Here is a 17,930-nt window from a genome sequence, read left to right on the forward strand (position 1 = left end):
AACATATGTTCTTATTTTTTATATATTAATTTTTTCACTTTATTAATTGGACCTTTTTTACCAATATAACACATTACACAACTAGTTTCATTTAAATATTTGTAATAATCTTCATTAGAGTGAAACCTTTGTCATTGTTTTACTTCTCATATTGGTATGTCGGTAATATTAATTACTACAACATTAAAATACAACGGACTTAATAATCATAATAAATGAAATAAATAATTTATATCACTATTAATATTTTTAAATAATAAATCACAAATAAACAATGCTGTCATCATATATCAAAACCCAATTTCTGCTAAATAATTAGGGTGACGACAATCTTTTCATAAACCATAATTAATAAAAAATAAATCATGTTTTTTCTTTAAGGAAAATCTAAACTTTTGTCAATCTGCAATTGTCTCAATAACTAAAAATAAAATAGCAAGCATAATAAAAATAAGTAAGTAATTATTAAATGTACTATTAAAATAAACAATATTAAGACTTAATGCAAAAACCGTAGGAATACTAATAATAAAAACTGAAATTCCTTGTAAAATTGAAAAAAAACTAAATTTTCAAAAATTAATAATAATTTTATCAAAACGATATTCAACCTTATGTTTAATAATTTTTAATAATAAAAAACTACCTAATCTTAGAGCTCAAATATTATAAAGAACAAACAACGAAATTTGGACAGGACTAAAATTTTGCTTTCACGCAACGATGATCACACTTAAACAAATAAAACTTAAACAATAAATAATATCAGTTAAAATAGCAGTTTTAAAAATAAAAGCTATCATAAAGAAAATAAAATTAATAGTTAATGATATTAAAAATATTCAAAGTATAATATAAAAATCCATAATAAATACCCCTCTAAATTATATTAAATATATTTTAATTATAACAAATAATGAAATATATTTAATAACTTAGATTTAAATTTTAATTTTGTACAAAAATATATTTAAATTATATATTTTAAATATATAATTCAATTATAAACTTACATAATATAAGTTTATAATTAACTTTAGTTTTAAAGTAATTGAATTTTTAATTTCCTGAATTGTAAATATAAATGGGACAAATGGGACAGTTTTTAAAATAATTGTATTAAGTCTATTGGGCTTTTATAAGATAGTGATTTTCTGGGTGTAGAATTAATCTGAAATGCTATAGCATTTAAGTCTTTTTGTTTATATAAAGATAGATCTGTAGATTTTGATAAATATCTTCTTAAAATACCATTATTATTTTCATTTAAACCTCTTTGACAAGGTTTGCCAGGATCTGCAAAATAAATCTTAACATTGCAAATTTTTTCGATTAATTTTCATTTACTAAATTCTTTACCACGATCAAAAGTAATAGTTTTAACTGTTCCTTTTTGTAACTTTGAAATAAATTTTATTATACTTTTTGTAATATTTTCTGCTTTATGATTTTTAGAAACTAAAGGAATTGTGGTTTTTGATCATATATCAGCTAAAGTAATAATAGAACTTTTATGATTTTTACCAATGATAGTATCACCCTCTAAATGACCAAATTCTTGTATATTTTTAATATTAGGAATGATTAAATTTCTTTCATGAATAGATTTACAATTATTAATTCGTCCTCTAGTTTCTTTTCGTTTATGAGGTTTATTTTTTCCTTTTCTCAATAAGTTATTTTCATCAAAACCCATTCGATTTGTTTTAAACATGTTATATAAAGTTTTTGTTGAAATACTTTTTATTTTATTTTCCTTTAAAAAATTAGCAATTATATCAAGCGCATAATTTTTAGTAATTAACAAATAATTAATAGTATTAATTTCTGTTAAAGTTAAAATTATTAATTTTCTACCTGCATTTTGCTTCTTTTTTTGAATTTGATTCAATATTTCTAATGGTAATAAGTTTTGATTTAATAATCTGCAAACTCTATGTACAGTTGATTTACTATAATCAACAGCTTTTGCTATTTTACGAATTGAAAATTCATAACTTTTATATTCTTTTATTGCTATTATTGATTCAATAGTCAGATACTTATACATTGTGCTAATTCCTTTCTTTTCTTAATTATAGAATTAACACAATTTAATTTTTATATAAATGTCCTTTTTAATTTTACAATTCAGGTCAACTCTGAACATCTAGAATAAAGTAGACACAGAATTGTAACCTTTGTGTTAAAAATACTTTAAGGAAGGTGTTCATTTTTTTATGGCTAAATGACTATCAAAAGAAGAAAAGTTAAAAATAATAAAAATAAGTAAAATTAAAACAATTGATAAAACCGCATTAGAGTATGGTATTGGTCGATCATCAATAAAAGAATGAATTAAAGCATATAAATTATTAGGTGAAAAAGGTTTAGAATATGGCAATGGAATTCGTGCTAAAAAAACCAAAAGAACAGGTCGACCCAAATCTTTAAATTTTAATGAAATGACAAAACAAGAATTAATTGAATATATTGAGGCAATGAACGATATAAAAAAGTATTTAGAAAAATCGACAAAAAAGAAGAAATATTTTGTGATTTTCTCATTGAAGAAAAAATATCAGATTAGTTATTTATGTTGATTATTAAATGTTTCAAAATCAGGATATTATAAGTGAATTAAGAATGGAATGAATGAATTTAATAAATGAGATACATTTTTAGCTAATATAATTAAAAATATTTTTTATGAATTTCAAGAAATTTATGGTTATAAAATGATAACTTTATGAATTAACAAAATTTATAATTTAAAATTAAAATTTCATATTGTATATAGATATATGAAAAATATGAGTTTAAAAGCTAAGGTTCGCATAAAAAAATTTGATTATAGAACTAAATCAGGAAGTTTAAGATATGATAATTTATTAAAACGTGATTTTTCAACTACTAATTTAAATGAAAAATTAGGTACTGATATAACTTATTTATTAACTAATGGTAAAACATATTATTTATCAATTGTTAAAGATTTTCATAATAATGAAATATTAGATTATAAAATAAGTGCAAGTTTAGACATGACATTTGTTGTCCAAAACATTATCCAAGCTTGAGTTAATGCTCAAAAACCTACTTCATGAATTTTACAATCAGATCAAGGATTTCACTATACAAATCCTTCTTATAAAATTTTATGTGATGAATTAAAAATAAAAATTTCAATGTCTAGAAGAGGTAATTCCTGTGATAATGGTGCTACTGAAACTTGATTTGGAACAATGAAAACAGAATTTCTATATCAAATTCCAAGAAAAAATAGAATTATTGAATGAATACAAGACAACTTACCTAAATATATTTACTTTTATAATAATTATCGACCTCAAATAAAATTAAAAGGAATGAGTCCAATCGAATATCGATTAGCTCATTCCAAACCAACAAATAATTACTTCATACCTATAAATTTAACACTTACAAACGCTATTTTATAAAATTTAATAAAAGGTTACTTTTATTGTCCACTTTTCTTGACAAGTTCACTCCTTTTAAATCGGGACTTTCCTAAAAACTGTGTTTTTTAAATAAATTTTAGTTGTAAAATCACTAAGTTACACAGATTGCTGGAAAGTCCCTTTAAATCATTGATGTTTACTCCTATTTTTGATATAAATAATTTGTATTTAAAAATAATACAAATTTTTATTGAAAATAAAAGAATATTATTCTTAAATATTTGGTAGTTTTAAGAACTTTTTTCACTAAAATAAAGTTCTTTTGATTTTAGTATACAATTAAATTATACGTTTGAAGAAAGGTTGGTTGATAATGCAATTTTTTAAAAAGAAGCATATAGAACAAAAAACAACAACCATGTTTAAACAATTTTCGCAACTATCAAAAGAAGAAGTTATCCAACAATTAGATGGTAGTATGTACGGATTAAAAAAGGAAGAAGTAGAAGACAGACTTAAAAAATATGGTAAAAATGTTTTTTCTCATAAACGATTTGTTTGATACAAAAAATTAATGCACAATATTTTTAATCCTTTTATTATTGTTTTAATGATAATAGTTATCTATAATTTTATTAGTTACAGTATTATTGATACTAATACTGATAAAAATGTTGATTTGTACAGTGCTATTATTGTTTTAGTAATGATTATTTTGAGTGTTTTTATATCTTACTTTCAAGATTATCGTTCCTATAAATCTTCAGAAAAATTACGACAATTAATTGAAACAACAGCCAGTGTTTTTCGATTTAGTAATAAAAATAAAAAAATTGATTTTAATGCTTTAAATAGTGTTGCCAATTTTACAAAAGAAGTATTAATTGAAAATTTAGTACCAGGTGATATTATTTTCTTATCTTCTGGTGATATGATTCCTGCCGATGTTCGAATTTTAGTTTCAACCGATCTATTTATTAATCAATCAGCACTAACTGGTGAAACATTTCCTGTTGAAAAACATGCTATTAATACTAAAGATGATAATAAAAAAAGTAGTATCCTAGAATTAGAAAACATATGTTTTATGAGTACTAGTATTGTTTCGGGCGGTGCTATTGCTATTGTTATTGCATCAGGTGTTAATACTTATTTTGGATCAATTGCTAGTGCAGTAACTAGTAAACGTCCTGTTACTAGTTTTAGTAAAGGTATTAAAAAAGTTACCTACATTCTTATTGGTTTTATGTGTGTAATGGTACCATTAATATTTATTGTTAATGTAATTACTAAAAATAATATTTTAACAGCGTTAATATTTTCAATATCAGTTGCTGTTGGTATTACCCCCGAAATGCTGCCAATGATTGTTAGTGCTAACTTAGCAAAAGGTGCAATTAGATTATCACATAAAAAAGTAATTGTTAAAAATTTAACTAGTATTCAAAGTTTTGGTGCAATGGATGTTTTATGCACTGATAAAACCGGTACTTTAACTGAGGATAGAATTGAGTTAGTTAAACACTTAGATCCAGAAGGTGTTGAATCAAACAAAGTTTTAGAAATGGCATATTTAAATAGTTCTTTACAAACTGGATTAAAAAATAATATTGATAAAACAATTGTCCAACACATTAAAGCTCATCATAATAAAATAGTTGAAATGCCCTATCGTAAAATTGATGAAATACCTTTTGATTTTATAAGAAGACGAATGTCAATAGTAGTTTCAAAAGATAAAATTAATAATACTTTAATTTGCAAAGGAGCAGTAGAAGAAATATTAAAAATTTGTACTAAAGTTGAAATTGGTGGGAAAGTAATTACCTTAACTGATAAAATTAAAGAAAATGTTTTAAAATTAAGTACGGAATTAAATAATGATGGTTTGCGAGTAATTGCAATTGGCTATCAAGATTTTGCTAGTGACAAAACAGTTTTTAAAATAGAAGATGAATCTAATTTAGTTTTATTAGGATATATAGGTTTTTTAGATGTACCTAAACCTAGTGCTATTAAAGCAATAACAACTCTTAATCAACACGGAATTGATGTTAAAATTTTGACTGGTGATAATGAAATTGTTACTAAAGCAATTTGTAAAAAGGTGGGATTAGAGCCAGGAATTCCTTTATTAGGTAGTGACATTGAAGATATGGATGATCAACATTTACAAGCATTAGTAAATAAAACTACTATTTTTGCGAAAATGGATCCATTACAAAAATCAAGAATTATTGATATTTTAAAGTTAAATGGTCACACTGTTGGCTTTTTAGGTGATGGTATTAATGATGCTGTTGCTTTGCATCACGCTGATGTTGGAATATCTGTTAATAGTGCTACTGATATTGCCAAAGAAGCATCTGATATTATTTTATTAGAAAAAGATTTAGATGTCTTAGAACAAGGAGTGATTAGTGGCAGAAATACTTTTGGTAATATTTTAAAATATATTAAAATTACTATTTCTTCTAATTTTGGTAATTCATTAAGTATTTTAATTGCTTCAATTTGATTACCTTTTTTACCAATGATGGCAATTCAAATTTTACTACAAAATTTATTATATGATATTTCTCAATTAGCAATTCCTTGAGATAGGGTTGATGAAGACTTTATTAAAAAACCACAAAAATGAAATGCAAAAAGTATTTTACCTTTTGCATTCTGGAATGGACCGCTAAGTTCAATATTTGATATAACCACCTTTTTATTTTTAGGATATGGTTTACATATCTTTGCCAATTTTGCTAATGTAGATCCTAATAGTGCTGCTGGCATTTATCAACAACAATTATTTCATACTGGATGATTTATTTTAGGAGTTACTTCACAAACATTAATTGTACAATTATTACGAACTTCTAAGGTACCTTTTATTCAAAGTATGCCATCTCATCAGTTATTTTTAACAACAATTATAATTACTATTATTGGCATTAGTATTCCATATACACAATTAGGAGCTACTATTGGTTTAACACCAATTCCTTTAATTTTTTATGCTTATTTAGCTGGTGTTGTCATTGTTTATTTCATTGCTAGTCAATTATTAAAAATGATATATATAAAGGTTAATAAACGCTGATTATAAACTAAATTTTAATTTTAAGAAAAATGTATTGGATTTTTTTAAAATTATGATACAAATAAATGTAAAACTAAAGAAAATTTTTGTATTCCTGTTACTTTATTAAAAGTAATAGGAATTTTATATTATAGATAGGAACAGATAAAAGTATGGAATGAATGAATTTAATAAATGAGATACATTTTTAGCTAATATAATTAAAAATATTTTTTATGAATTTCAAGAAATTTATGGTTATAAAATGATAACTTTATGAATTAACAAAATTTATAATTTAAAATTAAAATTTCATATTGTATATAGATATATGAAAAATATGAGTTTAAAAGCTAAGGTTCGCATAAAAAAAATTGATTATAGAACTAAATCAGGAAGTTTAAGATATGATAATTTATTAAAACGTAATTTTTCAACTACTAATTTAAATGAAAAATTAGGTACTGATATAACTTATTTATTAACTAATGGTAAAACATATTATTTATCAATTGTTAAAGATTTTCATAATAATGAAATATTAGATTATAAAATAAGTGCAAGTTTAGACATGACATTTGTTGTTCAAAACATTATCCAAGCTTGAGTTAATGCTCAAAAACCTACTTCATGAATTTTACAATCAGATCAAGGATTTCACTATACAAATCCTTCTTATAAAATTTTATGTGATGAATTAAAAATAAAAATTTCAATGTCTAGAAGAGGTAATTCCTGTGATAATGGTGCTACTGAAACTTGATTTGGAACAATGAAAACAGAATTTCTATATCAAATTCCAAGAAAAAATAGAACTATTGAATGAATACAAGACAACTTACCTAAATATATTTACTTTTATAATAATTATCGACCTCAAATAAAATTAAAAGGAATGAGTCCAATCGAATATCGATTAGCTCATTCCAAACCAACAAATAATTACTTCATACCTATAAATTTAACACTTACAAACGCTATTTTATAAAATTTAATAAAAGGTTACTTTTATTGTCCACTTTTCTTGACAAGTTCATAATAAAAGGTTACTTTTATTGTCCACTTTTCTTGACAAGTTCAAAATTTAACACTTACAAACGCTATTTTATAAAATTTAATAAAAGGTTACTTTTATTGTCCACTTTTCTTGACAAGTTCAAAAAAGATGCATCATTGGTATACCAAGCATTTATGCAATCAAATCGCTCTTTAAAAGATATGCAAATATTTCATACTGATCGCGGTAACGAATTTAATAACAAAACTATCGATAAACTTTTATTAGCATTCAACATTACCCGTTCTTTAAGCAAAAAAGGTTGTCCTTATGACAATGCTGTTGCTGAAGCGACTTTTAAAACTTTTAAGACAGAATTTATTAATGAAAAAAATTTTATATCATTAATCCAATTAAAATTAGAATTATTTGATTATATCAACTGATACAACAACATAAGAATTCACAGCACTCTAAAGTACTTAACTCCAGTTAAGTATGAAGAACAAATGTCTACCAAAAAATGAACTTGTCAAGAAAAGTGGACAATAAAAGTAACCTTTTATTAAATTTTATAAAATAGCGTTTGTAAGTGTTAAATTTATAGGTATGAAGTAATTATTTGTTGGTTTGGAATGAGCTAATCGATATTCGATTGGACTCATTCCTTTTAATTTTATTTGAGGTCGATAATTATTATAAAAGTAAATATATTTAGGTAAGTTGTCTTGTATTCATTCAATAGTTCTATTTTTTCTTGGAATTTGATATAGAAATTCTGTTTTCATTGTTCCAAATCAAGTTTCAGTAGCACCATTATCACAGGAATTACCTCTTCTAGACATTGAAATTTTTATTTTTAATTCATCACATAAAATTTTATAAGAAGGATTTGTATAGTGAAATCCTTGATCTGATTGTAAAATTCATGAAGTAGGTTTTTGAGCATTAACTCAAGCTTGGATAATGTTTTGGACAACAAATGTCATGTCTAAACTTGCACTTATTTTATAATCTAATATTTCATTATTATGAAAATCTTTAACAATTGATAAATAATATGTTTTACCATTAGTTAATAAATAAGTTATATCAGTATCTAATTTTTCATTTAAATTAGTAGTTGAAAAATTACGTTTTAATAAATTATCATATCTTAAACTTCCTGATTTAGTTCTATAATCAAATTTTTTTATGCGAACCTTAGCTTTTAAACTCATATTTTTCATATATCTATATACAATATGAAATTTTAATTTTAAATTATAAATTTTGTTAATTCATAAAGTTATCATTTTATAACCATAAATTTCTTGAAATTCATAAAAAATATTTTTAATTATATTAGCTAAAAATGTATCTCATTTATTAAATTCATTCATTCCATTCTTAATTCACTTATAATATCCTGATTTTGAAACATTTAATAATCAACATAAATAACTTTTTCGGGACTTTCCAGCAATCTGTGTAACTTAGTGATTTTACAACTAAAATTTATTTAAAAAACACAGTTTTTAGGAAAGTCCCTTTATGATAACTTAAAAGATATATAATAAAAAATTATTTATTTAATCTTTTGTAAATTTTTCTTGATTTTAATATATATATATCATATAATATACAAGCTAGAATAAGCCAAAGACAGCAACGGACTTTTGTCTTAATTATGTTGCTCAGGTAATTTCCATCATTATATATGCATGTGATTTACTCGGTTTTGTTCCGAGTTTTATTTACTACTTATTGCTAGTTATTTCAGAATAATAAGGAGGTGTACTTATGCGCCCAGCAATGGTTGAAAAACAAAAAACTATTGATTTAATTGCTAAGCAAATTAATGATTCAAAAACAACAATTGTTGTACAATATCAAGGTATGAATGTTGAAGAAATTAGTTCTTTACGTAAGGAATTAAGAGCTAAAGATGCAACATTCACTATTTATAAGAATAATTTAGTTGCTCGTGCTTTAAAAAAAGAATATTCATCGCTTGAAAGTAGTTTAGTTGGCCCAAATGGTTTTATCTTTGGATTTGAAAACGACTTAGAAACAGCTAAAATAGTTTCTAATTATGCTAAAATTAATAAATTATTAGTATTAAGAGGTGGCATTTTTGAAGGGAAAGTTATTGACCAAAGTGAGTTACAAAAAATAGCTTCATTACCATCAAAATTAGAATTAATTTCAATGTTAGCTTCTTGTTTACAAGCACCAGTTCGCAATTTGGCTTTAGCAATTAAAGCAGTAGCCAAACAAAAAGAAAACGCATAATTAACACTTATTAAATAAAAAAAATATGGAGGAAAAAATAATGGAAAATATTACAAATAAACAAATTATTGAACATGTTAAAACAATGACAGCAGTTCAATTAAAAGAATTAGTTGAATTAATTGAAACAACTTTTGGAGTAACTGCAGCAGTTGCTTCTGCACCAGCAGCAGCTAAAGAAGAAGCAACAAAACCATCAACAGTTTCTGTAATCTTAAAAGAAGTAGGAGACAAAAAAGTTGATGTTATTAAAGCAGTTAAGGCAATTGTTGGTGGTACAATATCTTTAATGGATGCTAAAAAAATGGTTGATGCAGTAGCAACAGGACCACAAAAGATTTTAGAAAATATTGATACAGCAAAAGCAACAGAACACGAAGCAACGTTAAAAGCCGTTGGTGCTATTGTTGAAGTTAAGTAGTTCAAATATTAAAAATTTATATGAAAACCAGTTTTAATTAATACTGGTTTTCTGTTTGTTATTTAACTAAAAATTATCAACTTAAAACTTAATATTTTATCAAACTAATTAGTAATTTAATACTAATTAACTGAAATCAAATTATTTGATTTTAATAAATTTTTAAAATTGGAGATGAACCAATGTCATATACTACAAAACAATTTGGTCATTATGCTAAAAGACGTGACTATACTAAAGTATCAGGAAATTTAGATCTTCCTGATTTAATTTCAATTCAACGTGATACTTATAAATGATTTATTGATACAGGAATACAAGAAGTATTTAATGAAATATTTCCGGTAACTGATAATGATAATCGTATTATTTTATCATTGATTGATTGAGAATTTCGTAAACCAAGAAGAACATTAAAAGAAGCAAAAGATGAGTCAAAAACTTATGAAGCACCAATCTATACAAAATTATCTTTATCAATTCATGAAAATAATAGTCATTTAACTATTGCTGCTAAAGATAATATTTTAGATTATTTAATGCGTTGAATTAAAGACCAATTTGGTATTAAAAACATTAATGAACCAAAAGTTAGCGATAATATATATTATTTTGAAGAAAAAAATGTTCATGCTAATAGTGAATTTTCAACTATTGAAGTTACTATTAAAAGTAGAGAAGAAGATGTTTTAATTGTTGATTATACATTAACTCGTGAAGGAGATGTATTTTTAGGTGATTTTCCATTAATGACACAAAAAGGAACCTTTATTATTAATGGAAGTGAAAAGGTTGTTGTTTCACAATTAGTTCGTTCACCAGGTGCATATTTTAAAATTGAAATTGATCCAAAAACCGGATTATATAAATTTTTAGGTGATTTAATTCCATCACGTGGAACTTGACTAGAATTTGAAACTGATTCTAAACGTAATAAATTAGTTCGTAATAAAAATGCAATTAAAGATATTATTCAAGTTAAAATTGAAAAATCACGTAAAATTGCAGTAACCACTTTACTTACTGCCTTAGGATTAACTAAAGATGATGTTATTAATATAATTGGTAAAGATGATGTTTTATTAAATACTTATGAATATGATGAACATCAAAATTGACCAGCAGCAGTACAAGAAATTTATAAAAAAATTAAAGCCGGAGAAACTGCCAGTGTTGATGGTGCTGCAAAATTTTTAACTGGATTATTATTTGATTCAAAAAAATATGATTTAACAAAAGCAGGAAGATATAAGTTAATTCAAAAATTAGCTATTACAGATCGTGTTTTAAATTACACTCTAGCTGAAGATATTAAAGATATTAGAGGTAAAGTTGTTTTATCCAAAAAAACAGTAATTGGTAAATCACAATTAGAAATTCTAAAAACAGTATTAGAAGAAGGAGCATGTTTAGTACCTTTAAAAACATCAATTAGTGATAGTGAACCAAAACATTATGTGCAGTTAATTAAAGTTTATAATGATAAAGAAAGATTAAATGAAGTTATTAATGTTGTTGGAATTAATCCTAAATGTAAAGAAGTAATTATTACCATTGCTGATATTTTAGCAACTCTTTCTTATATTTTAAATTTTGTTCATGGTATTGGTAATGCTGATGATATTGATCACTTAGCAAATCGTCGTATTCGTACAATTGGTGAATTACTACAAAACCAATTTCGTATCGGAATGGGACGTATTGAAAAAAATGTTAAAGAAAAAATGTCAACTACTGATAGTGATAAAATGAAACCAGCAAATATTACAAATAATAAACCATTAACAGCTGTTATTGGTGAGTTTTTTAACTTATCACAATTATCACAATTTATGGATCAAACTAATCCATTAGCAGAATTGGCTAATAAAAGACGTTTAACTGCTTTAGGACCTGGTGGATTATCACGTGATCGTGCTAGTTTAGAAGTTCGTGATGTTCACTATTCTCACTATGGAAGAATTTGTCCAATTGAAACTCCTGAAGGACCTAATATTGGTTTAATCAATAATTTAGCCACTTATGCTCGTATTAATGAATATGGTTTTATTGAAACACCTTACCGTCAAGTAATTGCAGGTAAAATTACTAATGAAATTAAATATTTAACTGCCGGTGAAGAAAAGAATTATATCATTGCACAAGCTAATATTGAATTAGATACTAATAATGTTATTAAAAATAATAATGTTATTGCTCGTAGTAATGGTCAAAATATTATTGTTGGACCAAACGAAGTTGAATATATTGATGTTTCACCAAAACAAATTGTGTCAATAGCTACAAGTTGTATTCCCTTTTTAGAAAATGATGATGCTAACCGTGCTTTAATGGGTGCTAATATGCAACGTCAAGCAATTCCATTATTAAAACCACAAACACCAATTGTTGGTACGGGTGTTGAGTATGCTGTTGCTCGTGACTCAGGATTAGCTATTGTTGCTAATTTACCGGGAGTTGTACAATATGTTGATTCTCATGAAATTATTATTAAATCAGAAGATGAAATAACAACTTATGAGTTAAGTCGTTTTGAACGTAGTAATCAAGGAACAGCAGTAACTCATGTGCCATTAGTAAAAGTTGGTGATAAAGTTGAAGTTAATCAAATTTTAGCAGACGGACCTTCAATGAAAGATGGTGAACTTGCATTAGGACAAAATGTAATTATTGCTTTCATGACTTGACATGGTTATAACTATGAAGATGCTATTATTATTAGTGAACGTTTAGTAAAAGATGATGTTTATACTTCAATGCATATTGAAGAATATAATTTAGAATGTCGAAAAACAAAACAAGGTAAAGAAGAAATTACACGTGAAATCCCTAATACTTCTGAACAATCAAGACGTTATCTTGATGATGAAGGAATTGTTTTAATTGGAACTGAAGTTAAAGAAGGAGATATTCTTGTTGGTAAAGTTACACCAAAAGGTCAAACACAATCAACTGCTGAAGAAAAATTATTAGCAGCTATTTTTGGTGAAAAATCACGTAATGTTAAAGACAATTCATTACGAGTACCTAATGGTGGTGCTGGAATTGTTCAAGGTATTAAACGTTATAAACGTGAAGATGGTTTTGACTTACCTTCAGAAGTAGAAGAGGTAGTTAAAGTATTTATTGTACAAAAACGTAAAATCCGAGAAGGAGATAAAATGGCTGGAAGACACGGAAATAAAGGTGTTATTTCTAAAGTCTTACCAATTGAAGATATGCCTTTCCTAGAAGATGGAACACCGGTTGATATTATGCTAAATCCATTAGGAGTACCATCGCGGATGAATATTGGACAAATTCTTGAATTACACTTAGGAATGGCTGCTAAAACTTTAGGAATTAAAGTAGCAACCCCTGTTTTTGATGGTGCAAAAAATCAAGACTTGTTAGATATTATGAAAGAAGCAAAATATAATGACTTTGATAAATTAACATTATATGATGGTTTAACTGGTGAAAAGTTTGCCAAGAAAATTTCAGTTGGTGTTATGTATATGTTAAAACTATCACACATGGTAGATGATAAATTACATGCTCGTAATGTGGGTCCATATTCATTAATTACTCAACAACCATTGGGTGGTAAGGCACAAAATGGTGGACAAAGATTTGGAGAAATGGAAGTTTGAGCATTAGAAGCTTATGGTGCTGCTCATACTTTACAAGAAATCCTAACTATTAAATCTGATGATATTAAAGGTAGAATTAAAACTTATGAAGCGATTCTACGTAATAAACAAATTCCAACGCCAGGTATCCCTGAATCATTTAATGTTTTAACAAAAGAACTACAAGGTTTAGGAATAAATATTGTGTTAATTGACGAAAAAGGTCAAGAACAAAAAGTGGTAACTTACGATGAAGAAGTCGAAAGTTATCTTGAGGATTAGAAAAGGAGTAATAAATATATGCAAATGCAAAAAAAATCAAAACATTATACTGCCCTTAAAATTTCTCTTGCTTCTCCCGATCAAATTCGCTCATGATCACATGGAGAAATTACAAAGCCAGAAACAATTAATTATAAGTCATTAAAACCTGAAAAAGATGGATTATTTGATGCACGAATATTTGGACCAACTAAAAATTATGAATGTACTTGTGGTAAATATAAAAAAATAAAAAATAAAGGTAAAGTTTGTGAACGTTGTTTAGTAGAAATTACTGAAGCAATTGTTCGACGTGAACGTTTAGGACACATTGAGTTAGAAGAGCCAGTAACTCATATTTGAATGTTAAAGGCTTCTCCTTCAAGAATTGCGTTAGCATTAGATATGAAAGCTAAAGACTTAGAAGAAGTAGCATATTTTGTTTCTTATATTGTTTTAGATCCAGGGACTGCCAAAGGTTTAAAACAAAAAATGATTATGGATTTAGGTAATGCTAAATCTTCAACTGATACTCGTAATCGTTTACGTAAAGTATTTGCACAAATTTTAGAACAATTAGAACCTTCTTCTTTTGCTTATACTCGTGCTCAAATGTTAACTGATACTTTAGCAGATACTTCACGTCCATTTTCAATGGATGAATGTGCTCAATTTATTACTAAACATACTGGAACAAAATTTGGAATTGGTGCTTCAGCTATTGAGTATTTATTAAAAAATATTAATTTAGAAAAAGAATTTCTTGCCATTAAAAAACAATTGACAAACAAGAAATCACAAACTGATCGTAGAAAACTAGAACGTCGTTTAGATGTTATTGATTCATTTGCTAAATCAGGAAATAAACCAGAATGAATGGTATTACACGCTATTCCGGTGATTCCACCTGATATTCGTCCAATTATTCAGTTAGATGGTGGTCGTTTTACAACATCAGAAATTAATGATTTATATCGAAGAATTATTATTCGTAATGAACGCTTAAAAAAAGTAAAACAAATGGGAGCACCAATATTAATTATTAATAATGAAAAAAGAATGTTGCAAGAATCAGTTGATGCTTTATTTGATAATGAACGTAAAGCACGTCCAGTAACAGGAAGAGATAAACGTCCATTAAAATCTTTAACTTCAACATTAAAAGGAAAACAAGGACGTTTCCGTCAAAACTTATTAGGTAAGCGTGTTGATTATTCAGGTCGAAGCGTTATTGCTGTTGGTCCGGAATTAAAAATGTATCAATGTGGTATTCCTCGTGATATGGCAATTATTTTGTTCAAACCTTTTGTTGTGCAAAGATTAGTTCATCAAGAATTAGCTTTAAATATTAAAATTGCTGAAAAATTAATTGAAATTCAAGATGAACGAATTTGAGATGTTTTAGAAGAAGTAATTAAAGATCGTCCTGTCTTATTAAACCGTGCTCCAACTTTACACCGTTTAGGAATTCAAGCATTTGAACCAATTCTAGTTAAAGGGAAAGCTATTCGTTTACACCCACTAGTAACTCCTGCTTTTAATGCTGACTTTGATGGTGACCAAATGGCTGTTCACGTGCCAATTTCTCAAGAAGCAGTAGCTGAAGCAAGAAGTTTAATGTTAGGTTCAAAAAATATTTTAAGTCCTAAAGATGGTAAACCAATTGTTACGCCAACTCAGGATATGGTTCTTGGTAATTATTATTTAACTATTGAAAAATTAGATGAATTAGGTCAAGGTTCAATTTTTAAAGATGTTAATGAAGCAATTAAAGCTTATGATACAAAACAGGTTTCATTACATGCTATTATTGGAATTCGTGTTGCTAGTTTAGGTGCAAGTAAATTTGCTGCTACCGATCAAAATAAATTTTTAATTACTACTATTGGTAAGATTATTTTTAATCAAATGTTTTCAGAAAGAATGCCATTTATTAATCGCCCAAATATTATTAATTTAACTGAAACTCATAATGAAGATTTAGTTGCCACTGATGTTGATTTTCGTGAATTTATTAAAAAAAGAGTTATTGTTGAACCATTTAAGAAAAAAGCTTTAGCAGATATTATTCATAAATATTTTAAAACTTTTGGAACTCAATTAACTGCACAAATGTTAGATAAAATGAAAAATCTTGGTTTTAAATTTTCAACAATTTCAGGAACAACAATTTCTGCAGGCGATGTTGTATCTTATTCAGGTAAAACAAGATTATTTAAAGAAGCAGATGAATATGTTAAAACAATTAACAAGTTTTATAAACAAGGTATGTTAACTAATCGTGAGCGTCATTACCATATTATTAATAAATGAAGTGGTATTAAAAACAATATTCAAGTTGAACTAGAAACAGTTTTAAGAAAAGATATTGAAAATCCAATCTTTATGATGTGAGATTCAGGTGCTAGAACTAATATTAGTAACTTTACTCAATTAGTAGGGATGCGTGGTTTAATGAATAATCCAAAAGGAGAAGTTATTGAATTACCAATTAAATCTTCATTCCGCGAAGGATTAAATGTTTCAGAGTTCTTTATTTCTACCCATGGTGCTCGTAAAGGAATGGCGGATATGGCGCTTAAAACTTCTGACTCAGGTTATTTAACAAGAAGACTAGTTGACGTTTCACAAGATATTATTGTTACTGAAGAAGATTGTAATACCGGTAATGGCTTTATAATTAGTGACGTTGTTGACCAAAAACGTAATAATATTATTGTGCCGTTACGTGACCGTTTATTTGGACGTTTTGTTCAAGGTGATGTTGTTGATAGTAAAAATAATGTAATTGTTGCAAATAATGAATTAATTACTGAAAAATTAGTAGAAACAATATTAGAGGCAAAAATTACAAAAATAAATATTCGTTCAGTTTTAACTTGTGAAGCAAGTTATGGTGTTTGTCAAAAATGTTATGGTATTAATTTAACAACAGGTTCTATTGTTGCTATTGGCGAAACAGTTGGAATTATTGCAGCGCAATCAATTGGTGAACCAGGAACTCAACTAACGATGAGAACTTTCCATACTGGAGGAGTTGCTGGTGGTAGTGATATTACCCAAGGATTACCAAGAATTAAAGAATTATTAGATATTACTAATCCCAAAGGTGCTGTTGCTATTATTAGTGAATTTGATGGTAAAGTAACAGATATTCGTGAAGAGCAAGGAATTTATACAATTACTGTAAAGTCAAAACTTGACTATAAAGAATACAAAACTCAATATAATGCTCAGGTAAGAATTAAAATTGGTGATAATGTTAAGATTGGCCAAAAACTAACTGAAGGTGCAATTAATATTACACAATTACTAGAAGTAGCAGGAATCATTGAAGTTCAACAATATATTTTAAAAGAAGTACAACGTGTTTATCGTTTACAAGGAATTGAAATTTCTGATAAGTATATTGAAATTATTGTAAAACAAATGTTGAATCGTATTTTTGTAGTTGAAGGTAATGATTCACCATTATTGCCTGGAGCGATTGTTGATATCAAAGAATTTAAGAATGTTAATGCCAAAATTATTGTTGCTGGTAAAAAACCTGCTTTTGGTCATCCAATTATTTTAGGGATTAAAAAAGCACCATTACAATCAGAATCATTCTTGGCTGCTGCTTCTTTCCAAGATACAACAAGAGTATTAACTAATGCTGTTATTAAGTCAAAACAAGATAATTTACGTGGTTTAAAGGAAAATGTTATTTTAGGAAACTTGATACCGGCCGGTACTGGTTTAATGCCAACTGAGAAGTTAATAGGTATGGGTAATTCTTCACTTGAAGAAGAATACTAAATTAAATTAAAATAAAAAGTGAGAATAAAAGGTAATGTTTAGTAATCTGTGTAACTTACAAAAATAACTATGTTTAATTAATTCTAGTAAATATAAT

At 26.3% G+C, this 17,930-nt stretch carries 10 protein-coding genes, 1 pseudogene and 1 other annotated feature; of the genes and pseudogenes, 8 read left to right on the forward strand and 3 right to left on the reverse strand.

Features of this window, described 5'->3' with window-relative positions; translation table 4 throughout:
- Positions 1-11: 11 nt before the first annotated feature.
- Both ACQH20_RS01560 and ACQH20_RS01565 read right to left on the reverse strand, forming a co-directional pair.
- Positions 12-803, reverse strand: a complete 792-nt coding sequence (locus ACQH20_RS01560) for a DUF1295 domain-containing protein (RefSeq protein WP_425377270.1) — start codon at positions 801-803, stop codon at positions 12-14.
- Between the two features lie 302 nt (positions 804-1,105).
- Complete coding sequence (locus ACQH20_RS01565) at positions 1,106-2,050, reverse strand: IS30 family transposase (protein WP_425377271.1); 945 nt, start codon at positions 2,048-2,050, stop codon at positions 1,106-1,108.
- Positions 2,051-2,219: 169 nt separating this feature from the next.
- Here ACQH20_RS01565 and ACQH20_RS01570 point away from each other — a divergent pair, with 169 nt between their 5' ends.
- The 4 genes and pseudogenes from ACQH20_RS01570 to ACQH20_RS01585 all read left to right on the forward strand — a co-directional run.
- Positions 2,220-3,440 (forward strand): IS3 family transposase, encoded by a 1,221-nt coding sequence (locus ACQH20_RS01570; RefSeq protein WP_425377272.1) that lies wholly within the window; start codon positions 2,220-2,222, stop codon positions 3,438-3,440.
- A 334-nt stretch (positions 3,441-3,774) separates the two neighbouring features.
- Positions 3,775-6,498: a magnesium-translocating P-type ATPase gene (gene mgtA, locus ACQH20_RS01575; protein WP_425377273.1), complete on the forward strand. Its 2,724-nt coding sequence runs from the start codon at positions 3,775-3,777 to the stop codon at positions 6,496-6,498.
- Positions 6,499-6,649: 151 nt separating this feature from the next.
- On the forward strand, positions 6,650-7,459 hold the full coding sequence (locus tag ACQH20_RS01580) for an IS3 family transposase (RefSeq protein ID WP_425377274.1): 810 nt from the start codon (positions 6,650-6,652) through the stop codon (positions 7,457-7,459).
- Positions 7,460-7,632: 173 nt separating this feature from the next.
- A pseudogene (locus ACQH20_RS01585) lies at positions 7,633-8,037 on the forward strand (transposase); the annotation flags it as partial.
- 3 nt (positions 8,038-8,040) lie between these two features.
- Here the strand turns inward: ACQH20_RS01585 and ACQH20_RS01590 are convergent.
- A complete protein-coding gene (locus tag ACQH20_RS01590; protein ID WP_425377275.1) occupies positions 8,041-8,850 on the reverse strand; it encodes an IS3 family transposase in 810 nt (269 codons plus the stop codon).
- 238 nt (positions 8,851-9,088) lie between these two features.
- Positions 9,089-9,214: a sequence feature (ribosomal protein L10 leader region), on the forward strand.
- Positions 9,215-9,250: 36 nt separating this feature from the next.
- Between ACQH20_RS01590 and rplJ the strand changes: the two genes are divergently transcribed.
- The 4 genes from rplJ to rpoC all read left to right on the forward strand — a co-directional run bounded on the left by rplJ (position 9,251) and on the right by rpoC (position 17,833).
- Positions 9,251-9,742: a 50S ribosomal protein L10 gene (rplJ, locus tag ACQH20_RS01595; RefSeq protein ID WP_425377276.1), complete on the forward strand. Its 492-nt coding sequence runs from the start codon at positions 9,251-9,253 to the stop codon at positions 9,740-9,742.
- A 40-nt stretch (positions 9,743-9,782) separates the two neighbouring features.
- Entirely contained in the window at positions 9,783-10,163 is a 381-nt protein-coding gene (gene rplL, locus ACQH20_RS01600) for a 50S ribosomal protein L7/L12 (protein ID WP_342260722.1), read from the forward strand.
- 182 nt (positions 10,164-10,345) lie between these two features.
- Positions 10,346-14,056, forward strand: a complete 3,711-nt coding sequence (locus ACQH20_RS01605) for a DNA-directed RNA polymerase subunit beta (protein ID WP_425377277.1) — start codon at positions 10,346-10,348, stop codon at positions 14,054-14,056.
- A gap of 24 nt (positions 14,057-14,080) precedes the next feature.
- A complete protein-coding gene (gene rpoC / locus ACQH20_RS01610) occupies positions 14,081-17,833 on the forward strand; it encodes a DNA-directed RNA polymerase subunit beta' (protein ID WP_425377558.1) in 3,753 nt (1,250 codons plus the stop codon).
- Positions 17,834-17,930: the final 97 nt, after the last annotated feature.

It is taken from the genome of Spiroplasma endosymbiont of Aleiodes alternator (assembly GCF_964031135.1).
GTDB lineage: Bacteria > Bacillota_I > Bacilli_A > Mycoplasmatales > VBWQ01 > Spiroplasma_E.